This is a genomic window from Bryocella elongata (assembly GCF_900108185.1).
In the GTDB taxonomy this organism is placed as follows: Bacteria; Acidobacteriota; Terriglobia; order Terriglobales; family Acidobacteriaceae; genus Granulicella; species Granulicella elongata.
In genome coordinates this window covers 524379-548875 of sequence record NZ_FNVA01000003.1, presented here as the reverse complement: position 1 = coordinate 548875, position 24497 = coordinate 524379, and the positions used below count along the sequence as shown (strand labels likewise).

General features: G+C 63.4%; 17 protein-coding genes. All 17 read right to left on the bottom strand.

What is annotated here, in order from left to right; genetic code table 11:
• Nucleotides 1-89: 89 nt before the first annotated feature.
• The 17 genes from C4S68_RS11445 to C4S68_RS11365 all read right to left on the bottom strand — a co-directional run bounded on the left by C4S68_RS11445 (nucleotide 90) and on the right by C4S68_RS11365 (nucleotide 24435).
• Nucleotides 90-689: an outer membrane beta-barrel protein gene (locus tag C4S68_RS11445; RefSeq protein WP_103933175.1), complete on the bottom strand. Its 600-nt coding sequence runs from the start codon at nucleotides 687-689 to the stop codon at nucleotides 90-92.
• A gap of 10 nt (nucleotides 690-699) precedes the next feature.
• Nucleotides 700-5877 carry an Ig-like domain repeat protein gene (locus C4S68_RS11440; RefSeq protein ID WP_160115108.1) on the bottom strand — a complete coding sequence of 1726 codons (5178 nt, stop codon included), beginning with the start codon at nucleotides 5875-5877 and terminating at the stop codon, nucleotides 700-702.
• Nucleotides 5878-6571: 694 nt separating this feature from the next.
• Entirely contained in the window at nucleotides 6572-7240 is a 669-nt protein-coding gene (phoU, locus tag C4S68_RS11435) for a phosphate signaling complex protein PhoU (protein WP_103933319.1), read from the bottom strand.
• The gene (gene pstB / locus C4S68_RS11430; RefSeq protein ID WP_103933173.1) at nucleotides 7240-7998 is read right to left on the bottom strand and encodes a phosphate ABC transporter ATP-binding protein PstB; all 759 of its coding nucleotides are present in this window, start codon (nucleotides 7996-7998) and stop codon (nucleotides 7240-7242) included. Before pstB ends, phoU begins: the two co-directional genes overlap by 1 nt.
• Nucleotides 7998-8885 carry a phosphate ABC transporter permease PstA gene (gene pstA / locus C4S68_RS11425; protein WP_103933172.1) on the bottom strand — a complete coding sequence of 296 codons (888 nt, stop codon included), beginning with the start codon at nucleotides 8883-8885 and terminating at the stop codon, nucleotides 7998-8000. The genes pstB and pstA overlap by 1 nt, the downstream gene beginning before the upstream one ends.
• A 15-nt stretch (nucleotides 8886-8900) precedes the next feature.
• The gene (gene pstC, locus C4S68_RS11420) at nucleotides 8901-9998 is read right to left on the bottom strand and encodes a phosphate ABC transporter permease subunit PstC (protein WP_327333553.1); all 1098 of its coding nucleotides are present in this window, start codon (nucleotides 9996-9998) and stop codon (nucleotides 8901-8903) included.
• Between the two features lie 209 nt (nucleotides 9999-10207).
• Nucleotides 10208-11224, bottom strand: coding sequence for a phosphate ABC transporter substrate-binding protein PstS (gene pstS, locus C4S68_RS11415; RefSeq protein WP_103933171.1), 1017 nt, complete (start codon nucleotides 11222-11224; stop codon nucleotides 10208-10210).
• A 179-nt stretch (nucleotides 11225-11403) separates the two neighbouring features.
• Entirely contained in the window at nucleotides 11404-13302 is a 1899-nt protein-coding gene (locus tag C4S68_RS11410) for a hypothetical protein (RefSeq protein WP_146072118.1), read from the bottom strand.
• 344 nt (nucleotides 13303-13646) lie between these two features.
• Entirely contained in the window at nucleotides 13647-15137 is a 1491-nt protein-coding gene (locus C4S68_RS11405; protein WP_103933169.1) for a sensor histidine kinase, read from the bottom strand.
• 149 nt (nucleotides 15138-15286) lie between these two features.
• Nucleotides 15287-16012: a winged helix-turn-helix domain-containing protein gene (locus C4S68_RS11400; RefSeq protein WP_103933168.1), complete on the bottom strand. Its 726-nt coding sequence runs from the start codon at nucleotides 16010-16012 to the stop codon at nucleotides 15287-15289.
• Nucleotides 16013-16186: 174 nt separating this feature from the next.
• Nucleotides 16187-16687 (bottom strand): SF0329 family protein, encoded by a 501-nt coding sequence (locus C4S68_RS11395; RefSeq protein WP_103933167.1) that lies wholly within the window; start codon nucleotides 16685-16687, stop codon nucleotides 16187-16189.
• 159 nt (nucleotides 16688-16846) lie between these two features.
• Entirely contained in the window at nucleotides 16847-17773 is a 927-nt protein-coding gene (gene pyrB, locus C4S68_RS11390) for an aspartate carbamoyltransferase (protein WP_103933166.1), read from the bottom strand.
• Between the two features lie 60 nt (nucleotides 17774-17833).
• Nucleotides 17834-19078, bottom strand: a complete 1245-nt coding sequence (locus C4S68_RS11385) for an amidohydrolase family protein (protein WP_103933165.1) — start codon at nucleotides 19076-19078, stop codon at nucleotides 17834-17836.
• Nucleotides 19065-19922 (bottom strand): orotidine-5'-phosphate decarboxylase, encoded by an 858-nt coding sequence (gene pyrF, locus C4S68_RS11380; protein WP_103933164.1) that lies wholly within the window; start codon nucleotides 19920-19922, stop codon nucleotides 19065-19067. The genes C4S68_RS11385 and pyrF overlap by 14 nt, the downstream gene beginning before the upstream one ends.
• Nucleotides 19919-20581 (bottom strand): orotate phosphoribosyltransferase, encoded by a 663-nt coding sequence (pyrE, locus tag C4S68_RS11375; protein ID WP_103933163.1) that lies wholly within the window; start codon nucleotides 20579-20581, stop codon nucleotides 19919-19921. Before pyrE ends, pyrF begins: the two co-directional genes overlap by 4 nt.
• Nucleotides 20578-21657, bottom strand: coding sequence for a beta/alpha barrel domain-containing protein (locus C4S68_RS11370; protein ID WP_103933162.1), 1080 nt, complete (start codon nucleotides 21655-21657; stop codon nucleotides 20578-20580). Before C4S68_RS11370 ends, pyrE begins: the two co-directional genes overlap by 4 nt.
• A gap of 96 nt (nucleotides 21658-21753) precedes the next feature.
• Complete coding sequence (locus C4S68_RS11365) at nucleotides 21754-24435, bottom strand: AMP-binding protein (RefSeq protein ID WP_103933161.1); 2682 nt, start codon at nucleotides 24433-24435, stop codon at nucleotides 21754-21756.
• Nucleotides 24436-24497 lie beyond the last annotated feature (62 nt).

Here is a 24497-nt window from a genome sequence, read left to right as displayed (position 1 = left end):
CGAGTGAGTAGTGAATAGTGGGGAGAAGAAAAAGGCGCTCATACCGACGCGCCTTACTTCACTATTCACTTTTCACTACTCACTTGCACTCAATGTCTCCACGGCCGGTTCTTCTTCGGGTAGCGATCCACGCCGTTGATGCGATAGGTGAGTCCGACGCTGACGCCATAGGGATGAAGTGAGCCGTAGGTCCCGAAGTCCTGCCAGATCTGGTATTCGAAGTCGGGCGCGCGTACGGTCCAGCGGTCGCCAAGGCGGAAGTCGAGCCCACCCCCCGGCGCCATCGTGAAGAACGTGCCGTAGCCATCGTTGAACGGAAAGACCATGCGGCTGCCGCCGACGAGGAACTTGCCGTAGACCACCATGGGGCCGAACTCCTTGATGTTCACGTGCGGCCCGATGAGGTAGTTGGATTGCGTCACGCCTTCATCGGTGTGAACGCGCAGCCAGCGGCCTTCGGCCTCGAGGCCGAAGCGCCAGTGCGGATGCATGTCCACGTTGACGTAGCCGCCACCGATGTAACGCTGGCCGTAGTCGCTCTCGAAGAGAGAGACACCGCCGCCGGCATCGAGGTAACTGCCGGGGCCGCTCGCCGTGGGATGCGCCTGGGCATCCGCTGCGAGTGGCGTTGCGATGACACCGAGCGCGAAGGCAGCGGCGATCGCGAGAGAAGAGATTCGCTGTATCATTCGCCGCTCCTTAGTTGGTGACCGTGAGGGTGACCGTCTGCGACTGGGTCGCGCCGGTACCCTTGCCTGAAGCCGTCACCTTGAAGGTGTACGTCCCCACCGGGGTTGTGTTCTGGTGCAGGCCGGAGCAACCCGTGACGCCAAAGCTGACAGCGACCGCGAAGAGCAGGACCAGCAGCGCGCCAAGCCTGCGACGCTTGTACAGTCCGAAGCCAAACAGCAGGCCCGCGGGCAGAATGGCGAAGGCTACGGTCGAGTTCCCACTGCCTTCGCTGCCAGCGCCGATACCAGGCTTCCTGAGGCTTGAGGAGGTGGTGGTGCCACCCGAGCCAAGCGGATTGCCTGTATCTACGGTGAGCTGCACCGTGACCGTGCCGTTAGCCGTGAGCTGCGGCACGACGTTGGAGAAGGTGCAGGTCGCGTACTCCGGCAGACCCAGGCAGCCAAGTTCGAGCGTGTCGCTGAAGCTCTTGATGGAGTTCAGCGTGACGTTGACGACAGTGTGCTGACCGGTGGGGATGGATACCTGCGCAGGAGTGACGCCGAGGGTGAACTGCGTCGCCGCTCCACCTGCGACGGAGGTCGCGATGGAGGTCGACGTGGCGTAGTTCGTGTCACCCGCATACGTGGCTACGATGGTCTGCGAGGTGGACTGCAGCTCGACGTCGAGCGTGGCTACACCGGTGGAGTCGACCGCGGCCGTGCCCAGGGTGAGGCTGCCGCTGGTGAAGGTCACGGAGCCGGTGGGAATCGTGGAGCCCAGGCCGGTCCAGCGAATGACTGCAATCAGAGTGGCGGCCTGAGGATCGGCCGGATTCGCATTCGTCGCAGTCAACGTGGTGGTGGTGGGGCGAAGGGTTACACCTTCGACCAACTGGGCAGAGGTTGCAGGCAGATCGGTTGCGTCGCCGGAGTAGCTCGCCACCAGCGAATGATTGCCCGCCGTGAAGGTAACTCCCGTGAGCACGGCGGTGCCGTTTGCACCGACTGATGCTGTACCGAGGTTGCTGGCGCCATCCGTGAAGGTGACGGTACCGGTGGGTATCCCCTGCCCGGCGTTGGTCACCGCGGCGGTGAGCGTCACGGTATCCAGGGTGTTGGCCGGGTTCTCACTCGAGACCAGCACGACCTGCGTCATCTGCTCGACCTTAAGAGCGAGTGCGGTGGAGACTGATGCTCCGGTGCTTCCGCTGCCACCATAGTTGGCGACGATGGAATGTACTCCCGGCGTGAGTGCCGACGTGCTCATGACCGCCACGCCGCTGGCGTTCAATGTGCCAGTGCCGATGGTCACGGTTCCGTCCGTGAAGGTGACGGTACCAGATGCCGGTGTGCCATTGCTGCTGACCGTCGCGGTGAGCGTGACGGCGGTGCCGTAGATGGCGGGGTTCGCACTGGCAACGAGGCTGACCTGCGTGGAGGCGTTCTGCACGGTCTCTGTGAGCGAAGCCTGTGCGTTCGAGTAGTTGGTGTCTCCCGGATACGTGACCGCGATGGGATGAGTACCCACCGCAAGAGTGGAGGAGGAGACGAAGGCAGTTCCGGTAGCATCCAGAGCGGCCGTGCCCAGCGTCACACCACCATCGGTGAAGGTGACGTTGCCGGTCGGCGTAGTGGATGCAGCACCCGTGATCTTCACGGTGAAGGTTACGGCCTGGCCCGAGACTGCGGGGTTTGCGCTGGAGGTCAGCACCGCTGTTGCCGCCTGGACGATGCGCTCGGTGATCGCGCCCGAGGTCGAGGTCGCGTGGTTGGTATCGCCGCTATAGACCGCGGTGATGGTGTGCGAGCCGAAGGCCAGTGCGCTGGTGGAGAGCGTAGCGATGCCCGAGCCGTTCACCGTCGCGGTGCCAAGCGAGGTTGCGCCATCGAGGAAGCTGACGCTGCCCGTGATTCCGGCGTCCGTGCTGGTCACCGTGGCGGTCAAAGTAACGGGCTGCCCCAGCGACTGCGGATTCGCACTGGAGAGCAGCGCGGTCTGCGTCGTGGCAGCGCTCACCTGCACGGTGACCGTGTTCGAACTGGCGGAGTAGTTCGCATTCCCTGCGTACGACACCGTAAGGACGTCCGTGCCGACGGGGAGTGTGCTCACGGAAAGAGTGACGACTCCGCTCGCGTTGAGCGTACCGATGCCTACAACCGTTCCGCCAAGCGTAACGGTGACCGTGCCGTTGGGTGGAGACGTTGGGCTGCTCACCGTCGCGGTGACCGTAACCGTCTGGCCTGCCATGGGTGCTGCCGGTGTACCTTGTGCCGTGGTCGAGGAGGCCGTCTGCGTGACGACTTCGGTGACAGCCGTCGAGGTGCTGGTTGAGTAGTTGGTGTTGCCGTTGTAGGTTGCGACGACAGCCTGCGAGCCGGTGTTGAGCTGGTTGGTAGAGAGCGTCGCAACACCACTGCCGTTGACGCTGGCCGTTCCCAGGACGGTGGCGCCGTTGGTGAACGTGACCGTTCCGGTGATCGCGCCGTCAGCCGTTGAGCCCGAGCCGATGACCACGGTGGCCGTGAGCTGCACCGTAGCGCCTGCGGAGATGGGGTTCGCGCTGGTGCTCAGCGCCGTGGTGGTGGTGAGTTGGTTGACGGTCTCCGTAAGAGCGGTGGATGTCGAAGAGGAGCTGTGCGCATCGCCGCCATAGACCGCGGTAATGATGTGGGCTCCTGGCGCGAGCGTCGCTGTGCTGAAGACCGCGATGCCACTGCCGTTGAGCGTACCCGAGCCGAGTGCCGTTGCGCCATCCTTGAAGGTGACGGTTCCCGTCGGCGTCTGGCTGGCGCTACCCGTCACCGTGGCGGTGAAGCTTACGCTGGTACCAACAAGTACCGTTGCGTTGCTGGTGGCGAGCGTCGTCGTGCTGGTCGCGGAGTTGATCACTTCGTTGACGACGTTCGACGTTCCAGCGGCGTTCGAGTTATCACCGGAGTACTGCACCGTGATGGAGTGCGTGCCCACGGACAGAGTCCCGGTGCTGAACGAAGCAGCGCCTCCGGAGAGCGTCTGTGTGCTTAGCAGCGCGGTACCGTCGTAGAACTTGGCTGTTCCGGTAGGCGTGCCTGAGGGCGCGGTGGCGGTGAAGCTGAAGGTGACGTTCTCGCCAACCGTTGCGGGATTGGGAGCGCCACCGAGCGTCAACGTGTCCTGCTGTTGAATGAGCTGCGTGATCGAGCTCTGTGCGGATGCGTTGTTCGTATCTCCGCTGTATACAGCCTTGATCGTGTGGGCGCCGAGGCTCAGCGTGCTGGACGTGCAGGTGGCCTGGCCGCTGGTGCCAAGCGTGATGGAACAAAGCTGCGTTGCGCCATCGCTGAAGACGACCGTGCCTGTGGTCGCATCCGGAGCGGAGATGGTCGCAGTAAAGGAGACGGCAGAACCGATCGCGGCCGGGTTCGCGCTCGAAGCCAGCGCGAGCGTCGTCGGGTTCACCGAAAGCACGTTCCCGGTGAGCTTGATGGTGATGGGCGTGTTGCCCGCGTCGGACGGAAGGACGAGTGAACCTGTGTCGGGCGATGCCACAACAGTGGGAGCGAACTCAACGCCGAGCGTGCAGGTGGAATCGGATGAGAGCGCTACCCCCGTGGCGCAGGTGGTCGTTCCAGCATCCAGCGCCGACTGGGTGAAGATGGACGCCTGCGGATGCAGATCCGCGTTACCGTCGTTCGCGATCACGACAGAGATGGGTGCCGAGATCTTCCCTTCCTTCATGTCGGGATAGGTGAGCTGTGTGTTGTTCGCACTGATCTCACGCACGCGGTTGTGGAACATGTCCGCGATGAAGAGGTTGCCGGCCTGATCGAAGTAGAGAGCGTATGGGCCGTAGAGGCCAACCTTGTTGGCGGGCTGACCCTCGTCTGCGGTGGAGTACACCTCGCTACCGGTGCCAGCGAGCGTCTGGATGATCCCTGTGCTGGAGATGACCTCGCGCACACGGTTGTTCGCGGTGTCGCCGATGTAGATGTTACCTGCGGGATCCTCTGCAAGAGCGGCTGGAGCGTTGAGCTCTGCGAGTGTTGCCTGCCCACCATCGCCCATGAAGCCGATCGTGCCGGTGCCTGCGAAGGTCGTGATGGTGCCAGCCGACACAGAACGGATGCGGCTGTTGTTGAAGTCGGCGATAAGTAGCGCGCCCGAGTTGGTGACGAGCGTTGACCACGGTTGATTGAGCCTGGCCGAGGTCGCCAGACCACCGTCTCCGGAGAAGCCCTGTGTACCGTTGCCCGCAATCGCGGTGATGATGCCAGACGTGTTGACCTGGCGCACCACGTTGTTGCCCGTGTCCGAGACGTACATGTTGCCGGCGGCGTCGAAGCTGACACCCTGCGGCAGGGAGAGCTCAGCGGCAGACGCTGCTGCTCCATTGCCGGTGTACCCCTGCGTCGCGTTGCCGACGACCGTGGAGATCATGCCGGTCACGGCATCGATGCGGCGAATGACGCTGTTGCCGGTATCAGCGAAGTAGAGGTTCCCAGCGCCATCGATCGTGATGCCAGAGGGCTGGCTGACCTCTGCAGACGTCGCGAGGCCACCATCGCCGGTGTAGCCAGGTGCGCCGGTTCCAGCGACGGTGCTGATGATGCCTGTCGTTGCGTCGACGCGACGAATGCGGTTGTTGGTCGAGTCGGAGAGGAAGATGTTACCGGCCGCATCGGTGACGACGCCTTGTGGCAGAAAGATGTTGGAGGACGTCGCAGGCTGGCCATCACCGTTGTAGACCCAGGCAGCATCGCCAGCCACGGTGGTGATATTGCCAGGAGTCAGCACGGCGAGTGAGCCCGTGGAGTTGCCACTTACAAGCGCTTCCCCAAGCACACCGCCAGCCGCATTGGGCACAACTACTGCACCGAGGCGAAGGCCAGGATACTTTGGGGTGAAGATGACGGTGGCCGTGCACTGCTGGCCGACGCTATAGCTCGCGCCCGAAGTGCAGCTTCCGCCGCTGATGGCGAAGTCAAGATTCGCAATGCCTTGTGTGAGCGCCACCGGGGATGCCGCGTTGCCGCTTGCGGTCATGGTTACCGTCACGGTAACTGCCGCCGCGCTGTGACCCACAACGGTACTTGCGGGTACCAGGGTGACTGGCGATTGCGCCGGAGCAAGGCCGACGCTGAGAACGACAGCAAGGGAAGCGAGAGCACGCAACGCGCTCGTGACCGCAGCCTTCGAAGCTACCCGCTTCGATCGGGGTTGTGGCATCGAGAGGCGTGCAGAGGCGATGCGAGTGAGCGGCTGGGAACCGCTAGACGGCTGGTGCGAGGACAACGGGGCCTGGAGATTCATGATGCGGTGTTCTCTGGTGCGACGGTAGGTGAGAACGGCGGCAGACAGGATGGCTCGTTCGAGGTGTAGGTAATAGCGCGAAGGTGGCAGATACGCCACGCGTTTGCGCAGGACGAATAAGGCAACGCCGGGGAGTGTATGTCTCAAAAGCGGCCGGAGATATCGGAGGCCTGACGGTTGGCTCCTACGCTTTCATCGGCACATGTAGCAAATTGATTCAGTGGACGAGGTCTCTCCCTCCAGTTCCCCAACCAAATCGGAACTCTGAGTGATCACGGACACACGCGTCCTCATGCGTTGAAACGCATTTTCATGGCCTGAAGGTTTGAGGTCGTTGCTGGCTGAATCTCTGCTGTGAAAGCGAACCAGGTCGCTGCAGGAATCATGCCGTTGCGTTACTGGCGTCGTGGCCGCCATCGCAACAGGCAGTCGGAAGCCTTGCTATCCGCTTCCAACGGGCAACGTCTTGAAGTGATTCGAAGGGCGTGGCGAGGGGCAACTTTGTAAGTGCCCGCTGACACAACAATTACTGTCGCACACAGACCTGCGCAGGATGCATGGCGCTTTCGAGCGCCTGCATCCTGCGCAGGAGTAAAAACTTTTCGATGAGTTAGTCTTCTTCGGGAGCCCAGCCGTGGCGAACATCCGCACCGCGCACCCAGAAGATGACATCCTCTGCGATGTTCGTCGCGTGGTCGCCCACCCGCTCCAGGTTGCGCGAGATGATGAGCGCGTTGAGGGCCTGCGAGCTCATCTCTGGCTTTGTCTTGATGAGTTCGCCGAGCGAACGAAAGGCCTCGCGGTTCATCTCATCGACCTGATCGTCGAGCGTGAGCACGCTCTGAGCGAGGTCGGCATCGCCTTCGATGAAGGCCTGCAGCGCCTTGCGCACCATCGCCTGCGAGAGCGAAGCGAGCTTGGGGATATCGACAGGGATGTCGAGGTTGGCGAACATGCCGAGGTCCTTGACGCGACCCGCGATGCCGACAGCCTGATCGCCCACGCGCTCGAGGTCCGCATTGATGCGGATGACCGCGATGATGAACCGCAGGTCGACCGCCATGGGCTGTTCCATCGCCAGCAGATCGAGCGCGGCCTGGTCGATCTCACGCTCCATGCGATTGATCGCGGGCTCAGAGAGCTTGACCAGTTCGCACAGCTCGGTGTCGCGCGTCGAGTAGGCTTCGGTGGCGCGCTGAATCGCCTGTTCCACAAGGCCTGCCATGACGAGCAGGCGCTCCTTCAGTTCGTCCAGCTTCTGCTGAAAGTTGATGCGCATCATCCGAACCTCCCCGTGATGTAGTCTTCCGTCCTCTTGTCCGATGGCATGGTGAAGATCTTATGCGTTGGCGCGAACTCCACGAGCTTGCCGGTCAGGAAGAAGCCGGTGTTCTCGGCCACGCGCGCAGCCTGCTGCATGTTGTGCGTCACGATGACGATCGTGTACTGGCTCTTGAGCTGGAAGATGAGGTCTTCGATCTTCGAGGTCGAGACAGGATCGAGCGCCGAGGCGGGCTCGTCCATCAGCAGCACTTCGGGATCGACGGCGAGGGCGCGGGCGATGCAGAGACGCTGCTGTTGGCCACCGGAGAGGCTGGCGCCGGACTTCTTCTTGAGATCGTCCTTGACCTCTTCCCAGAGCGCGGCCTGCTTGAGCGAACGCTCGACGATCTCGTCGAGGACGCGGCGCTTGCTGAAGCCATTGAGCTTGAGGCCGCTCGCCACGTTGTCATAGATCGACATCGTGGGGAACGGGTTGGGCCGCTGAAAGACCATGCCGATGCGACGGCGGATCTCGACGGGCGCGGCATCCTTGTAGATGTCGAGGTCGCCCATCATCACGGTGCCTTCCGCGCGGGCCGTGGGGTTGGTCTCATGCATGCGGTTCAGGCAGCGCACGAAGGTGCTCTTGCCACAGCCCGAAGGCCCGATGAGCGCGGTGGCGCGGTTCGCCGGGATGTGCAGAGATACATCCTTGAGCGTATGTGTTGGTCCATACCACGCGTTCAGGTTTTCGACACGGATGCCGACTCCCACTAGTTGCCTCCCTTGAGCATGCCGCGCCCGGCGAAGATGCGTACGAGCGTCACCGAGATCATGATGAGCAGAATGAGTACCAGAGCGCCGGCCCAGGCCAGGCGATGCCACTCGTCGTACGGTGAAACGGCGTAGGTGTAGATCTGCAGCGGAAGTGCTGCGATGGGCTGGCGAAGATCCCAGCTCCAGAATTGATTGCCGAAGGCCGTGAACAGCAACGGAGCCGTCTCGCCCGCGACGCGCGCGAAGGCCAGCATGCAGCCGGTGATGATGCCCGGTGATGCGGTGCGCAGGCTAACCGAGAGCACGGTACGCCACTTCGGGATGCCGAGGCCATAAGCCGCTTCACGGACCGCCAGCGGCACGGTGGCCAGCATCTCTTCGGTGGTTCGCGTGATCGTCGGCACCATCATGATGGAGAGCGCGATGCCGCCAGCCAGCGCGGAGAAGTGGCCCTGCTTCACGACGACGAGCGCGTAGGCCGCGATGCCCACGACGATCGACGGCACGCCATTGAGCACGTCGGCGGTGAAGCGGATGACGTTGCCCAGCGTCTGGCCGCGGCCGTACTCGGAGAGGTACACGCCCGCGCCGATGCCCACCGGAATGCCGATGAGGCTTGCCAGGACGAGCACCACGGCCGAACCGACGATGCTGTTCGCCATACCGCCGCCGGTCTCACCCACGGGTGCCGGGATCTTCGTGAAGAAGTCGAGGTTCAGCGAGCTTGCGCCTTTGTAGAACAGGTAGCCGAGGATCAGCAGCAACGGCGCCAGCACGAGAATCGTGCTGCCGATGGAGAGTGCTGTGACCACGTGATTGGTGAAGGAGCGGCGCAGCTTGAGCGCGCGCTCTGACCCGGGGGAACGTTTCGGGAGAGCTGACATGCTATGCGTGCCTCATTATGCGTGCCTCTGGGACTGACCGCGCGTGACAGCCCACACCAGAAGGCGGGCGATAGCGTTCACGACGATGGTGACCAGGAAGAGGGCGAGACCGATCTCGATGAGCGAGCTGAGGTAGAGATCGCCGGTCGCCTCCGTGAACTCGTTTGCGATGACGCTGGCCAGCGTGTAGCCGGGTGCGAAGAGGTTCTTCGAGATGTCGGGGTGATTGCCGATGACCATGGTGACGGCCATCGTTTCGCCCAGCGCACGGCCAAGCCCGAGGATGACCGCGCCGACGATGCCGATGCGCGCGTTGCGCAGGACCCCCATGCGCAGCATCTCCCAACGGGTCGCGCCGAGCGCGAGCACAGCTTCCTTCTGGCTCACTGGAACCGCACGCATGACGTCGCGGCTGATGGAGCTGATGACCGGGAAGATCATGATCGCGAGGATGACACTGGCGGTGAACATACCGACGCCGAAGTTCGGCTCGACGAAGAGGCCGGTCCAGCCGAGGGTCTTTTCGAGGAACGGGCCTGCCGTGTCGCGCATGAACGGCACCAGGACGAAGACGCCCCAGAGACCATAGACGACGCTCGGAATCGCGGCGAGGAACTCGGTGAGAAAGCTGATCGGCGCACGTAGCGGCTGTGGGCAGATCTCCAGGAGGAAGATCGCGGTGCAGAGCGCGAGCGGCACAGCCAGCACCAGCGCCACAAGGCTCGAAACCAGGGTGCCCCAGATGAACGGCAGCGCGCCGAACTCACCCGAGACCGGGTCCCACACGCTGTGGGTGAAGAACTTGAAGCCAAAGGCATGCAGCGACGGCCGGGAGTTCATCACCAGCACGTACACGATGAGCCCAACGATGAAGAAGAGGCTGAGGGCACAGACCAGCATGAGGGCGCCAAAGGTGCCGTCAGCCAGCTTGCCAGAGCTCTTCTCGTTGAGGAATTTGCGAACCACGGAGGGCTCGGAGGAGCGGGCGGGTTCGGGGGAGTCCGGCGAACCGTGAGCCACGTCGCTCATCACCAGCTTGGGAATCAACAGCGGAGCGTTCTCGGCTGTGGCCGGTTCTACCAGCGGCTTTATCTCTTGGGTGGGATTGTCCATGGGAGCAGATCAGAGTTGGCCGAGGAAATTCGGGCCGTGTTTAACTTTATTAAGAGACTGTGAATAGACCGTGAACAAGATGAAGATGTCCCAATTCCGGAGATGGGGGAGACAACCGTTGCAGACTACGAAAGGGCCTTGCCGATCTTTGGTCAAGGCCCCTTCGAGTCATGGAGTTACGGGAGCGCCGTTTCGCGCTCCCGACCTGTTTACTTGACCGTGTTGATGGTCGCGCGAACCTTGTCCGCTACGTTCTTCGGAAGCGGAGCGTAGGTCATACCGGCGGCTTCCGACTGGCCCTTTTCGAGCATCCAGACCAGGAAGTCATGCAGCACCTTGCCCTTGGCCGAGTCGGGCGAGGGGTTCGGGATCAGCAGCCAGGTGAACGAAGAGATGGGGTAGGAGCCCGCACCGGTCGCGTTGGTGATGGAGATGCGGTAGTCGCTCGGGATCACCTTGGCCGAAGCAGCAGCGGCAGCCGAGACCGAATCGGTGGAGGCCTTCACGTACTTGCCGGCGGCGTTCTTCACATCACCGTAGGACATCTTGTTCTGCACGGCGTAGATGAGTTCGACGTAGCCGAAGGAGCCGGGGGTGTTGCGGATCATGCCAGCGACGCCCTCGTTGCCCTTGGCGCCGATACCGAGCGGCCAGTGCACGGAGGCGGCAGCGCCGACGCGGGTCTTGAACTCAGGATTCACCTTGGAGAGGTAGTCGGTGAAGATGAAGTTGGTGCCCGAACCTTCCGCGCGGTAGACGGGGAGGATGCGCTTGTCAGGGAAGTTCACGCCGGGATTGTCAGCCTTGATGCGGCCATCGTTCCAGTTGGTGATCTTGCCAAGGTAGATGTCGGCGATGACGTCGCCGGAGAACTTGAGGTCCGAACCCACACCCGGGACGTTGTACACCGGAACAACCGCGCCCAGCACGGTCGGGATGAGGGTGAGCTTGACCTGCGAATCCTTGAGCTGCTGATCGGTGAGGATGGCATCGGAAGCGCCGAAGTCGACGACCTTCTTGGAGACCTGCTGGATGCCCGCGCCCGAACCTACCGACTGGTAGTTGATGTGGACGCCAGGGTGCTCCTGGGCATACTCGCTGAACCAGCGCGAGTAGATCGGGTTGGGGAAGGTCGCGCCGGCGCCGGTGAGGTTCTGCGCCTGGATCGACGCTCCGGTGGCCAGAACGCTGGCGAGCAGAGCAGCAGCATAAAGATTGAATTTCACGATTTTCTCCTGAGTGTGAGCAGGTCTACGCTCCGCTCACCATATCTGATGGCAACTCATCGCCTGATGAAAATGCAGGGATGAAACGCCCTTGCACCAAACAAAGAGGACTGCAAAATCTCCTTACGGAGAAGGTACAGCGGCCCGGCGAACGTTGCACGTTCGCCGGGCCCTGCTGTTTAGGGGATGTAGTAGCGCATCTGGACGTGAACCATCGGCTCCGTCGCACGCGGGCCGCTGGGGGTCGTCGCCGAACCGACACCGGACCACAGGTTGCGCTGGATGTAGCTATAGGTCGCAGAATACTGGAGACGGCCATACTTGGGGCTGTTGATCGGCTTCCAGGTGAAGCCACCCATGGCTTCCTGGATGTAGCGCGTAGGCGAGCCGCAGGTGCTGGCCGAGATGGAACCGCCGCCACCCGAACCGGTGCTCACAGCAGCGGGAAGATTGTAGCAACCCGCGTTGCTGAGGTTGGCCGGGCCGTAGCCGATGAGGTTGCCGGCCGGGGTCGTGTAGACGGTGCGCTGAGCGTACTCGCCACCGTAGTAGGCGAAGACATCCCAGTGCGGATTGAGGTGGTTCTCCAGGCTGAAGAGGCCGTGGTAGTTGCGAACCGGCTCGAGCGTTTCGTCAGGACGAAGGGTGACGTCCGCAAGCTGCGCCGAACCGTAGCGGCCAACACCAGCGCCGGCCATCGCCTGCACGCCGACTTCAGTGATCTTGCCCAGGTAGACGCGGGCTGCGCCAAAGACGCCGCCACCGGTCGAGGTGTGGTTCTGGTAGATGGTGCCGTAGGTGTAGATCGGGGTGCCAGGGGTCGTGTAGGTCGTGGTCACCGGGAGATAGTAGTCACGGAACCAGCGAGCGAGGCCACCGACTTCGATGTGGAAGGTCGGGACGTCGTAAGCAAACTTCACGATGGTGTCGGGAACGACGTTGTTCGCGTAGGTGGTGATGCCGGCGGTGCCAGCGGTGTTCCCCGCGCCGATGTTGCCGGCCGCGTTGTAGAGGCCGCCGTTCTGACCGATGCCGCCGAAGAAGTAATCGGTGGGGTTGGTGCCGTTGGCGGTGAAGCTGGTGATCTGCGCCTGCTCTTCAGCCAGTGCCATGGTGAAGGCGCCGGTGTTGTAGTTGCCGAAGCGCTTCTGCACGCGGAAGCCGGGCTGGCGGGTCCAGCTGTAGCCGACGGTGTACTGCGGATCGATCGTCTGGGGCTGGATCTCAGTGCGGTTGTCGGTACCCTTACGATCTTCGGTGACGAGGGACCACATCTGGCCGCCCGACATGCCGAAGCCACCGGGGGTCTCAACCTTGCCCCAGATCTGGCGCTGACGCAGAACGTAGCTGTTCGACTGGTTGTTGTTGGAGCTGGTGCCCGTTCCGAGCCAATCCATTTCGTAGTAGCCGGTCAGCTTGAACTTGCCGGTATCGCCCTGAACGAGAACCGAAAGGCGGCTCTGGCGGCCTGAGAAGTTGAGCTCGCTGGTGTGGCCTTCGCTCGCGCTCGGAAGAGGAATCGAGTTCAGCGGGGTGTTGATGTCCGAGTTGACCGAGTGCTGGCGGTAAACGCCTTCAGCCGCCACGAAGCCACCGGGGGTGATCTCGACACCCTTGTAGTGGATGGTGCCGGGCTCGTGAATCTCCTGCTGCACCTGGGCCTGGTTCCCGACCACCTGCTCCTGCAGATCGGCGGTCTTGGCGGTGGCTGCGGTAGCGGCGGTGGTAGCAGCCTCAGCCTTGGCGGAAGCGTCGGTAGCAGCCTGGCTGGCCTGCTGTGCGGCAGCGGCAGCCTGAGCAGCCTGAGCCTGCGCATCCGAAGCGGCCTGCTGCGCGGACTGTGCCTGCTGCGACTTGCCGGAGAGCATGCCCTTGAGCTCTTCGATCTCGCTCTGCTGCTGCTTCATCTGCTCGCGAAGCTCGCGGAGTTCGGTCTGCTCGGCAGATTCCTTCTTCGCCTTTTGAGACTTCTTGTGCTGCTGTGGAGCCGGGTCGGCCCCCTCGTCGCTGGCCTTCGCCTGCGCCGTAAACATTACCGCGCTGGCCAGGACTGCGGTGATTACGTGTTTCGAATTCATGATTCCCCTTTGGTGTTGCAAAGCGCTAGGGCGTCGCACAGGTGTGATTGCGCCGGCTACCCCGCGTGTCGATTGATATGGCTCTATGGTTGTCGGCAGGGATGAATGCGGCGAGAAGGCTTTATGACAGTTCGGAGAATTCGGCCTGACCGGCGCATAATTCCCACAGCATTTTCTTGAAATTAACGCTTTACTCGGAACGAAAGTCATCGTCCGTTAAAGACCACGGCAAGGCCCGCGGGTTTAACCAGCTCAGGTGGGCTCAGAGTCACGTTGACGCACGGCATCGCCGCTCCGCCAGTCTTCGACGTCCGGGCCCCTCGGCATCCAGGCCCCCTCGGCGTCTAGGCCCCTTCGACATCTTCGTCGGACTCGTCCATGAAGGCATCGGACACCGATACGGCAGCCGTTCCGACCATCACCTCCGGCAGCGTGAAGCAAAAGCGGCTGCCGTGGCCGAGGTCGCTTTCGACCCAGATGGCGCCGCCCTGCTCTTCGACCAGGTGCCGAGCGATCGAGAGGCCGAGGCCCGTACCTCCCGTGGCACGGGACCGGGCCTTGTCGGCGCGGAAGAAGCGCTCGAAGATGCGTTCGCGATGCTCCATGGCGATGCCCATGCCGAAGTCCTGGACGCTGAACTCCACAAAGCCGGAAAGCCCGGCGGACCGCTGTGCAGCGAGGCGCACGCGGGGCTCCTCGCCGCGACGAGTGCCGTAGTTGATCGCGTTCTCGATGAGATTGCCGACCACCTGCAGCATGGCGTCCATGTCGGCCATCACCTCGGCCTCGACGACCTCGCCCACCTCAAGCTCGCCGCGCTCCATAAAGAGGCCGGAGGTGGCCATGACGGCCTCCTCAATCAGCGTACTGGCCCACGTGCGCATCGGATTGAGCTTCTGCTCACCGGAGTCGACCTTGGCCATCACCAGCAGGTCTTCCGTAAGCCGCTCCATGCGGCGGGCGCTCTTCAGGATGGCTTCGAGGAACTCCAGCCGGGTGCTGCTGGGTGGCCCGGAGGTCTCGGTGACGTCGCCACCGTACTTCTCCTCGGCCTCGCTCTCCCAGCGCTCTTCATCGAGCAGCAGTTCGACGTAGCCCATGACGGACGTAAGCGGCGTGCGCAGCTCGTGCGAGACGTTGGCGACGAACTCCTTCTGGGTGCGCTCCATCTTCTCGATGCGGGTAACATCGCGCAGGACGAGAACGGCGCCGCGCTCGCCCATGGGAGCCGCGCTGACTGCGAAGAGCCGCCCGCCCACCAGCGGAACCGCCGGGCGCTCGGCGACGACGCGTTCCTCGAGGGCCAGTCGCGCGCACTCAAGGACCTCGGGCTCGCGAACGGTCTGCACCAGGGCGTGCCCGCGGCGGACGCTGGCGGAGTCCGATGCCATGAGGCGGCGCATGCCGTCGTTCGTCCAGGAGATGCGGCCCGCGCCGTCGATGGCGATGACGATGTCCTGCATGGAATCGAGCACCAGCTCGAGCTTGCGGCGTTCTTCGGCGGTCTCGCCCAGCAGGCGTTCCTGCCCCGCGCGAAGGCTCTCGATGGCCATGACGAGCGGCTCGAAGGACTCATACGGCGCGAGGCGGGCGGCGATCTCCGCGCTGCTCATGGGCTCGGGCGTGGAGTCGCCGTAGAGGACCCGCGGGCGGCCCGGCGTGATCTCGCGAAGAGATCTTTCGACCAGCTGGCGGCACACGACCGACAGGACCAGCACGGAGACGATCGCCACGACGATCGTGAGCCAGATGAGCCCTGTAAATGAGGACAGGACGACGAGCAGCGTGCCAGCCGCGATCCTCAACATCAGCGCCGCAAGCAGGCTCCGCCTCATACGTCTAAGCTTCCCATAGTTTTGCGGCGAACACCCCAAATGAGGAGAAAGCCAGCGGTCACGCCCGGGTTGGAGCGTGCCGCAGCTTGAAGGAAAATGCAGGACCGGTCCGGGCAGATACTGTCGCCGGACGCGGTCAGCGGAAACGATTAGCTGGCGACGGCCATCGCGTCACGCACGCGGGGAATCTCGAAGCGATAGCCTGCGCCGCGCATGGTCTTGAGGTAGCGCGGGGTTTCGGCGTCGGCTTCGATCTTCTCGCGAATGCGTCGGACGTAAACGTCCACGCTGCGCGGAGTGACGAAGCGGGCGTCGCCCCAGACGGCGTCGAGCAGCTGGTCGCGCGAGAAGACGCGGCCCGGATGCCGGGCGAGGTAGTCGAGCAGGCGGAACTCCGTGGCAGTGGTGGGGACAACTTCACCGCGCACACGCAGCTGCATGGCGCTGCCGTCGATCTCGATCTCTTCGATAGAGATGACCGGGAGCGGACCGACGTCGGGACGTTCGAAGCGGCGCAGCACCGCACGGACGCGGGCGACGAGCTCACGCGTGCCGAAGGGCTTGGTGATGTAGTCGTCGGCGCCAAGCTCCAGGCCCTGCACGCGGTCGTTCTCGGCTGCGCGGGCCGTAACGAAAATGATGGGCACACCGCTCAGCGTGGGGTTCTGGCGCAGACGCCGGCAGAGATCCATGCCGTCGCCGCCGGGAACCATGACGTCGAGCAAAAAGAGCGCCGGACGGGCACGCTCTGCGTCCTGAACGATGGAGCCAATGGCCCCGTACACACGAACCACGAACCCTGCACGCTCCAGCTGGTACTGCACCAGCCGGGAGATGTCCGCATCGTCTTCCAGCACGAAGACTACCTGGCTCACACCTGCTCCTATAGGCCGCGGGAAGATACACCGCAGACGCCTAAAGTGTAGGCCAAAGTAAGCTGCAGGAGTGCGAATGCAGGATGAATCTTCGGGGATTCCCCGGGGCGTTACCGGTTCCCTTTCGGGTTCGCGGGTACTTCCGGAGCCGGTAGAGCGCCGGTTCGCACACGACTACGCTTCGGCGATGGCACTCATCCGCAGTTCGTAAAACAAACGGATCAACGAGTGCTCGCCCGTGCGGCCTTTGGCCTTTTCCAAACGTCCGCGTCCCACCCTGCGATCGATCATTGCCAACGCGACGACAAACGGATCACTAGAGCGCAGCGCTTCGTCTGCGGAAAGGTCCAGATAGGCGCTCAAGGAATCACCGACATCTTGCGGCAAGTGGAGTTCCAACTCCTCCGCGCGCCTTATCGAAGCCGGTATCGCGGGATCTCGCACGAGTCGCCCCCGACCGTCCCGTGCGAGCGCTCCCGCGGACGTTCGTTTGGCTCCGGCAAACTGGTGCTGATACCAACTCGCAATAAATACCTGGCTACCGTCCACTGTCACCCACAACTTTTCCGCCTCGTCGTGGGATCGGCGATAACTCGTGACGTGGAAGTCGATTCGATCTCTCAATTCAGGAGTGATGAAGGACCTTATGCGGCTCTTGAGCTTCGACCACTGCATAGACCTTTATTGCCTGCCTTTCGGGCGGTTGCTACGCGGGTTCGGCGAACGTTCGTCGCTTCCTCGCGCTTAGCATCCTTCAGTTACACGCGATCATACCGAAAGTGCTGGCCAAGCTGACGGTTGCGCGGATACTGCAACGCGCCATTTACTCTCGCTCTACGCCAGCAGGTACTTCAACAGCGCCATGCGGACGTAGAGCCCGTTCTTCGTCTGGCGGAAGTAGGCTGCCCGCGAGTCGCGGTCCACGTCAGGAGCGATCTCGTTCACGCGCGGCAGGGCGTGCATGATGATCGCGTGCTGCTTCATGCGGTTCGCGGCGGCGGCGTCGATGCGGTAGATGTCCTTGACCGCGTCGTAGGCCTCCTGCGTAGCGAAGCGCTCGCGCTGCACGCGGGTGACGTAGACCACGTCGGCAGTCTCCAGCACGCCATCGAGCGACTCCAGCTCGCGGAAGTTGACGCCACGCAGGCGCATCTCCTCGGCATAGATCGCAGGCAGGCGCAGCGACTCCGGCGAGATGAGGTCGACGCTGACATCCGGCGAGAGCGTGAGCAGCGGCAGCAGCGAGTGGATCGTGCGGCCGTACTTCAGGTCGCCAATGATGACGACGCGCAGGCGGTCGAGCCGGCCGGTCTCGCGACGAATGGTGTAGAGGTCCAGCAGCGCCTGCGTGGGATGCTGGCCAGCGCCATCGCCCGCGTTGATGATGGGCACCTGTGAGATGGCCGCGGCCTCGCCGGCGGTGCCTTCCTGCGGATGGCGGATCACGATGGCGTCGGCGTAGTTGCCGACGACGCGGATGGTGTCGGCGATGGTCTCGCCCTTGGCGGCGGAGGAGTTGTCGCTGGCGTTCTCCTGCGTGAGCAGGCCGCCGCCGAGCTTCTGCATCGCGGACTCGAAGCTGAAACGCGTGCGCGTCGACGGCTCGTAGAAGATGGTCGCGAGGATGCGGCCCTGCAGCACGCGATCGAGCATGCGCGCGGCATCGTCACGCTCCAGCTGCTCGGCGGAGACGAAGAGGTATTCGAGCAGCTCGGGATCTTCGAATTGCTTGTTGCTGAGGACGTGTTTGAGCTTTTCCATCTTCTTACCTTTTCATCCTGAGCGCAGCGAAGGACCTGCTTTTCGGAAACGACTCAATCGCTAGCTTGCGACTCCATGCACCTTGCCGCGAATCACGGTGGAACGCACGCGGCCGGGGAAGGTGAAGCCTTCAAACGGGCTCCACGCGCACTTGGTCTTCACCTCTTCGCGCTGCACCGTCCACGGCGTCTCCATGTCGAGGAGGGTGAGCGAACCCACATAGCCCGGAGCGATGACACCGAAGCCTTCGCCGCAATCGGCAGGCAGAAACTCGCGCACGAAGTTGCCGGGGTTGAAGGCGCAGACGCGCGCGATCTGCTCCGGCGTGAAGTGGTGCTCCTTGATGAGCCACGCGGCGAAGGCGCCGTAGGTATCGAGGTGCGGCACGCCGCTGATGCCCTTCGCGTTCTCCTCGTGCGTATGCGGCGCGTGGTCCGTCGCGATGTAGTCGATGAGCCCGTTACGCAGCGCTTCGATCAGCGCGGTGCGGTCTTCCGGCGCTCGCAGCGGCGGATTCATCTGCAGCCAGGGGCGGTTCTCGTCAGTGAGATCCGTCGTATCGAAGAAGAGGTGATGCGGCGTGACCTCGCAGGTCACGCGCAGGCCGCGCGCCTTCGCTGCCGCGATCTTCGGCAGGCCCTGCCCCACGGAGTAATGGCAAAGCTTGCCCTGCAGCTCATACTTTTCGATGAGGTAGAGCGCGAACTCTGTGGCTGTCAGCTCGGCCCGCGCGGGACGGCGCTGCTCATGCGTGGGTTCACCCTTGCTCTCGTTGAGGATGACGGGGTCTTCGCAGTGGAAGCTGACGTTCTTGCCGCGGTAGAAGCCGATCGCACGCTCCAACTCCTCCTGCGAGGAGAAGAAGAGGTCCCCCACGGACGGGCCCATGAAGGCCTTGTAGGGCACGTGGCGCGTAAGTGGACGCGTGTGCGGACCGATGCCGGCGTAGAGCGTGACATGCACGGCGCACTTCGCGGCGAGGGCTTCCTTGGCTTCGTAACGCGCATCGTCGACCGGAGCGATGCGGTTGTTGGGCATGTCCGCGACATGCGCCACACCGCCCTGCAGAGCGGCCTGACCGACGGTGGTGAAGTCTTCCTTGTAGCTCTCGAGGCCGCTTGAATCCTCGCGCGCGTGGATGTGCACATCGCCAAAGCCAGGGAAGATGAGACAGCCCTTCGTGTCGATGTCACTGTGGCCGGTGGCCTCGCCAACATTGACGATGAGGCCGGTGACCTCGTCGATCTCTACCGCGCCGTTGTAGACGCGATCATGGTTCACGATCGTGCCTTCAACGCGCAGCATCGGTTGCCCCCTCGCGCTGGGCCATGGCTTCCGCGATGGCGGCGTTGATCTCGTCGCGAAGTGCGCGAGCTGCAACGCCTGGCTCGGGGGCGAAGAGGATGGAGCGCGAGGCGGAGATCATGAGGCCTGCACCGTTCGCGTCGAGACCCGCTTCAATGACGGCCTTCACATCGCCGCCCTGCGCGCCGATGCCGGGCACGAGGAAGGTCATCTCCGGCGCAATGGCTCGGATGCGGCGCATCTCTTCGGGATAGGTCGCGCCGACGACAAGCATGCAGTTGCCGCGTTTGTTCCACTCGGTGTTTACCTTGTTCGCGACCGACTCCCACAGAGGCACCGACTTTTCGCTGTCGGTGACGATGAGGTCCTGCACGTCGCTCGCGCCGGGATTCGAGGTGCGGCAAAGGATGATCGCAGCCTTGTCTTCACGCGCGAGGAAAGGCTCAAGAGCTTCGCCGCCGAGGTATGGATGCAGCGTGATGGAGTCGAAGCCGATGCGATCGAAGATGCCTTCGACGTAGCCGCGATTGGTGTTGCCGATATCCGCGCGCTTGGCGTCGCAGATGGTCACCGCATCCGGGCACACGCGCTGGATATACGCCAGGGTGCGCTCGAACTCGCGCCATCCTTCACTCCCGCGCGACTCGTAGAACGCGGTGTTGGGCTTGTACGCTGCTGCGAACTCCTTGGTCTGGTCGATGATCCAGCGATTAAACGCGAACTGCGGTTCAGACTCCTTCTGAAAACGGGCAGGCAACTTGCTCTGCTCGCTGTCGAGGCCGACACATACGAGAGACTTGATGGCGGCGACGCGGCGTGCGTACTTGGCGGCGATGGCGCTCATACGGACGCTCCCTGCGCCGTTGCGGCAAAGCCATGGCGTGCAGCCCAGCCCTTGGCATCCCGCAGCCAGTCGCGCACGATCTCGGCATCGGGTTCGGTAAGCCGGCCCGCTTCGATCGCGGCCTTCAGAACTTCCTCGAAGGTCGTCGTCGCATGCAGCGTAACGCCGGCTGCGGCGAAGTTCTCACGAGCCTCTGCAAAGCCGTAGGAGATGATGGCAAGACAGTCGGTGACGATGGCGCCTTCGGCACGCAGCGCTTCCACGGCGGACAAGCTGCTGGATCCCGTTGTCACGAGGTCTTCGACCAGCACGACGCGCTTGCCGGAGACATCGCCGCCTTCGACGCGCTTCTTCGCGCCATGGCCCTTGGCCTCCTTGCGGATGAAGATGGAAGGGGTCTTCATCGCGAAGCCGAGGGCGGCTGAATGAGGAATGCCTGCGGCCTCGATGCCGCCCACGACGTCGAGCTTCACGTTGTCGCTCGCGAGCACGGCTTCGAAGGCCTTGATGACCTTCGCCCACTCGGCAGGATGAAACGGAAAGCGGCGGTTATCGCAGTACACGGGCGACACGATGCCGGACTTGAATGTGATGGGCGCAGCGGGGCTGAAGCCAACCCCGCCGATGGCAACCAGTGCCTGCGCTACCTCAAAGCTCATGCGCGTTCCTCTCGTTGGGCCATCTTGATCTGGATTGCAAGCTGCGGATTCCACATCGCGCCTGTCGCACTCATCACGGCATCTGCACCGGCATGACGATAGGCCTCGAAGTCCGCTGCGTTCAATACGCCGCCCACACCCACGATGGCAAAGTTCAAATTCATCTCTTCGCGCAGCGCCTTGAGCCGCGCGGTCATTTCAAGGCCGGCCCACTTGATCGAAGCGCCGCAGACGCCGCTCATCAGACGGCCTTCGCCGGGCAATGCCTGCCTGCCGTTCGCATCCACAATCTCCGCGGAGATGGTGTTGATCGCGGAGACGCCATCGACGATCGAGCCGACCTCACGCACATAGCTTGCGAGCTGTTCCTGATCGGCGAAGTACGCCATCTTGGTCACCAGCTTCACATCGTCACCGAAGACTTCCTTGATGGCGGCAGCGATGGTCGCGGCGCGGGGGATATCGAAGCACAGCAGGTTCGATGTGCCTTCATTCGGGCAACTGAAGTTGACCTCGCAGATCTTTGCGCCGGTCTCCTTCACGAGCCGCGCGCCCACGCGATAGTCCTCGATGTAGGCCTCAACGCCACCGCTATCGGACTTCGTTCCCTGGAAGCTCGCGACGACGACCTGTCCGGGCCTGGCGTGCGCGACTGCGGCAGCCATATCGGGCTGCCAGTACTCGGGGTCGAATGAAGGCACGCCAAACGAGTTGGTGATGGAGATCGGCGAGGTGTAGTTCTCATCGGCCACGAGGGTCTCGCGCGTAGCCTTCAGGTCGCCTTCGGGATGCACGGCGAGAACGTTGGGCCATGCGTGCGAAGCGTACCGGCGCGTGCGCACGGTCTTGTAGACGGGAAGATCGAAGCCCTTGTCCAGCGCGGCTCTTACGAAGTTGCCGTTCAGCAGCGGACCAGCAGGAATGCCGATGGGGAGATAGACCTTGTGTCCAAGGAACGCGGCTTCGGGCTCGCCCGCATCCACGTGGGTTGCGCCATCGGCGAAGCCTCCAAAGGGGCCATGATCGAAGTTTTCGAGGTAGGACCTGGCCGGATCGTAGAAGGGCTCACACAGCATCTGTAAACGCACGTCCTGTCATCATTTTTATCACGTTGCGCTCTGTGTTCGCCTGTCCGGCGCGATGAACGCACGTGTGTTGGCGCCGCGCGAATCCTATTGCATCAATGTTCGCAACGCAGACTCTAATTGCGCGGTGATGCTGGCAGGGTCGTCGTCTTCGCTGCTATACAAGGCCTCGCCGACACGAATCTCCAGCGTGCCGGAACGGAACCAGCCTGCATTCCCGGTCGCCTGTCGGCGCTGGCGCATTGCGCCGAGACCGATGAGGGCGATGGGCACTACCGGCACATTGGCCTCGCGCGCGAGCAGGCCGATGCCCTGCCGGAACGGCGCGAGCTCGCCCGTCGCACTGCGCGTGCCTTCCGGAAAGATCAGCACAGAGTCCCCATGGTCCATCGCTGCTCCCGCATGCTGAAAGCTGCGTCGAAAGCCGCGATGACGCGGCAGCGGAAATACGTTGAACAGTGCCGTGATGAGCCAGTAACCCATGGGCGCGAACGGTTGCAGCAGCTTGATGGGCTGGTTGCGGCCCTTGCGGAGATCGACCAGCATCTCGCCGGACATGGCGCAGGCGACGTGGCGGCGGAGGTGCGCAGGCAGAGCGTCAAGGACGAGTGCAGCGTCGTATGCCGAGACGTGATTCGCGATGAGCAGCACCGGCCCTTGCGGCAGCGCTGATCTTGCCGGGACGATGCGTGGCGCAGCAAGGAACCAGACCAGCGGGCGCATCGCGCCTTCGAGGAAGAGCACGCGCAGCAAGCGAACAGGCCACGTCCACGGCCAGCGCGGGTAGATCATCGCATCGCTGCGCTTGTTCGCGGCGGGCAGCGCCGGAACAGGAGCACTCGCACTTTGCCCGCTCGCACCTCGCACCTCTACAGCTTGTTTTTCTGTAGAGGTGCGAGGTGTGAGGTCTTCAGGCACGAGGCGGACGGTTGGTGCTGGGATGTTGGAGAGCTCCGACGCATCCGCAATCAGCGCGCGCAGCTCGCCCAGCGTTGCAATGTTGGCGATCGCATCATCATCGATCTCGGCGCCGAGCCGCTGCTCGAGTGCGGACTGCAGCTGCACACGCCCGAGGCTGTCGAGGCGAAGGTCCTCACTGAGGCGCGTTGCATCGTCCGTGCGCGAGGGCGTCTCGCCGATGATCTCGGCAATCATCGCGGCGAGTTCGTCGACGTGCGCAGTGTTCGTCGCGCGGCGTGATCCGCTGATCTCCGTGCAGGCCCACGCGGCGACCTTACGGCGCAGCAGTTTGCCGGTCGATGTATACGGAAACGCGAGCTCCGGCCAGCGCAGGACGCGGCGCAGGCGCTGGTAGTCGGCAAGGCCTGCATTGGCGCCGGCCACAGCGCCCTCGAGCTCGGCATCACTGCCGTTGAACAGCACTGTCGCGACGGGCTCGGCTCCATTTGCGCCTTCGCACGCGACGACCACCGCGGCGCGCACGCCGGGCTGTTCGGCTAGCGCGGTCTCGAGGTCGGCAGGATGGATGTTCATGCCTGCCGCGGTGACGATGACGTCGCCCTTGCGGCCCAGGAATTGCAGCTCGCCGGCGTCGTTCTTCGCGGCGAGATCGCCGGTCGCGAGCCACTCGTCTTCCCTCTGCCGCATGCCCCCGTCTTGCCATGTTGCCCGGCTGATGACGTCGCCGCGCACCAGGATCTCGCCCTCGTCGGAGAGCCTGACCTCGCGGCCCGGAAGGGCTTTACCAATCGTGCCTCTTCCAACGTGGAAGGGATGGTTCAAAGTGACCAGCGCGGCGGTCTCGGTCATGCCATAGCCCTGCACCAGCGCCAGGCCGAGGCGGTTGTAGAACTCCTCCAGCTCGCGCGGCAGCTTGGCGCCGCCCGAGATGACCGCCCAGAACTTGAAACCCAGCGCATGATGCACGCGCCGGAAGATCCACCAGCGCTTCCACGCGGGCAAGGACTTTGCCGTGGCCAGCTGTGCGGCGAGGCCTTCGTATCGCGCGAGGAGATACGCGCGCAGCAGCTCCAGCACGCGAGGCACCGCGATGAGCACGGAGATGCGCTCGCGCTTGAGCAGCTCGACGACGCGCGAAGCTTCCATCTGGTCGGAGAAGTGGATCTCGGCTGCGAGGACCGCTGGGATCCACAGCCCCATGAACTGGCCGAAGACGTGGCTGAGTGGCACGGCATGCAGGAAGCGCAGCGGATGAACGTACTTCTCGTAGCGCCGATACTTCGCGATCTCGCGCTCGATGGGATCGAGGCTGGCGAGCACATTGCGATGGGTGTGGACGATGCCGCGCGGCTCGCTGGTGGTGCCGGAGGTGAAGACGATCTGGAAGGGAGCGTCGAGCGTGACGGCGTCGCTGACGTCGAACAAAGGCGCAGCCGGTGTGTTCTCGCGGAGATCGCGCAGGACGAGCGTTGGGACGCCGGTCGTGAGCGACGCAAGCATTTCGCGGTCTCCGACGATGAGCTTCGGCTGCACGTCGGCGATCACCCGGGCGGCAAACTCCGGGGTGCCGATCGCATCGAGCGGCACGGCGAGCACGCCGCGCAGCAGACACCCAAAGAAGCTGGCGACCCACTCGGCCGAGTTCGCGCCCCAGAGGACGACGCGGTCGCCCGGGACGATTCCGCGGCGATCCAGTTCGGCGGCAACGCGCCCGGCGAGGTCCGCCAGCTCACCATAGGTGGTGGCATAGCGGCGCACGCCGCGATGCTCCACCACGGCGGTTTCCCCGGCGCGCTGGTCGGCGTGGCGGCGGAAGTCCTCAATGAGGCTGGCGAGGTGCGGGCGCATGCGTTCTCCGAACCCAGTATCTAATGTCGCCCTGAAGGAATGTATGAGGTTGTGATGGTTTG

Bases quoted from the DNA above. Each gene is read 5' to 3' on its own strand.
- C4S68_RS11395 (WP_103933167.1), bottom strand. From the start codon at position 16,687: ATGCAGTGGTCGAAGCTCAAGAGCCGCATAAGGTCCTTCATCACTCCT.
- pyrE (WP_103933163.1), bottom strand. From the start codon at position 20,581: ATGAGCTTTGAGGTAGCGCAGGCACTGGTTGCCATCGGCGGGGTTGGC.
- C4S68_RS11445 (WP_103933175.1), bottom strand. From the start codon at position 689: ATGATACAGCGAATCTCTTCTCTCGCGATCGCCGCTGCCTTCGCGCTC.
- C4S68_RS11410 (WP_146072118.1), bottom strand. From the start codon at position 13,302: ATGAATTCGAAACACGTAATCACCGCAGTCCTGGCCAGCGCGGTAATG.
- C4S68_RS11440 (WP_160115108.1), bottom strand. From the start codon at position 5,877: ATGCCACAACCCCGATCGAAGCGGGTAGCTTCGAAGGCTGCGGTCACG.
- pyrB (WP_103933166.1), bottom strand. From the start codon at position 17,773: ATGGAAAAGCTCAAACACGTCCTCAGCAACAAGCAATTCGAAGATCCC.
- phoU (WP_103933319.1), bottom strand. From the start codon at position 7,240: ATGCGCATCAACTTTCAGCAGAAGCTGGACGAACTGAAGGAGCGCCTG.
- C4S68_RS11405 (WP_103933169.1), bottom strand. From the start codon at position 15,137: ATGAGGCGGAGCCTGCTTGCGGCGCTGATGTTGAGGATCGCGGCTGGC.
- pyrF (WP_103933164.1), bottom strand. From the start codon at position 19,922: ATGAGCGCCATCGCCGCCAAGTACGCACGCCGCGTCGCCGCCATCAAG.
- C4S68_RS11365 (WP_103933161.1), bottom strand. From the start codon at position 24,435: ATGCGCCCGCACCTCGCCAGCCTCATTGAGGACTTCCGCCGCCACGCC.
- C4S68_RS11370 (WP_103933162.1), bottom strand. From the start codon at position 21,657: ATGCTGTGTGAGCCCTTCTACGATCCGGCCAGGTCCTACCTCGAAAAC.
- pstC (WP_327333553.1), bottom strand. From the start codon at position 9,998: ATGGACAATCCCACCCAAGAGATAAAGCCGCTGGTAGAACCGGCCACA.
- C4S68_RS11385 (WP_103933165.1), bottom strand. From the start codon at position 19,078: ATGCTGCGCGTTGAAGGCACGATCGTGAACCATGATCGCGTCTACAAC.
- pstA (WP_103933172.1), bottom strand. From the start codon at position 8,885: ATGTCAGCTCTCCCGAAACGTTCCCCCGGGTCAGAGCGCGCGCTCAAG.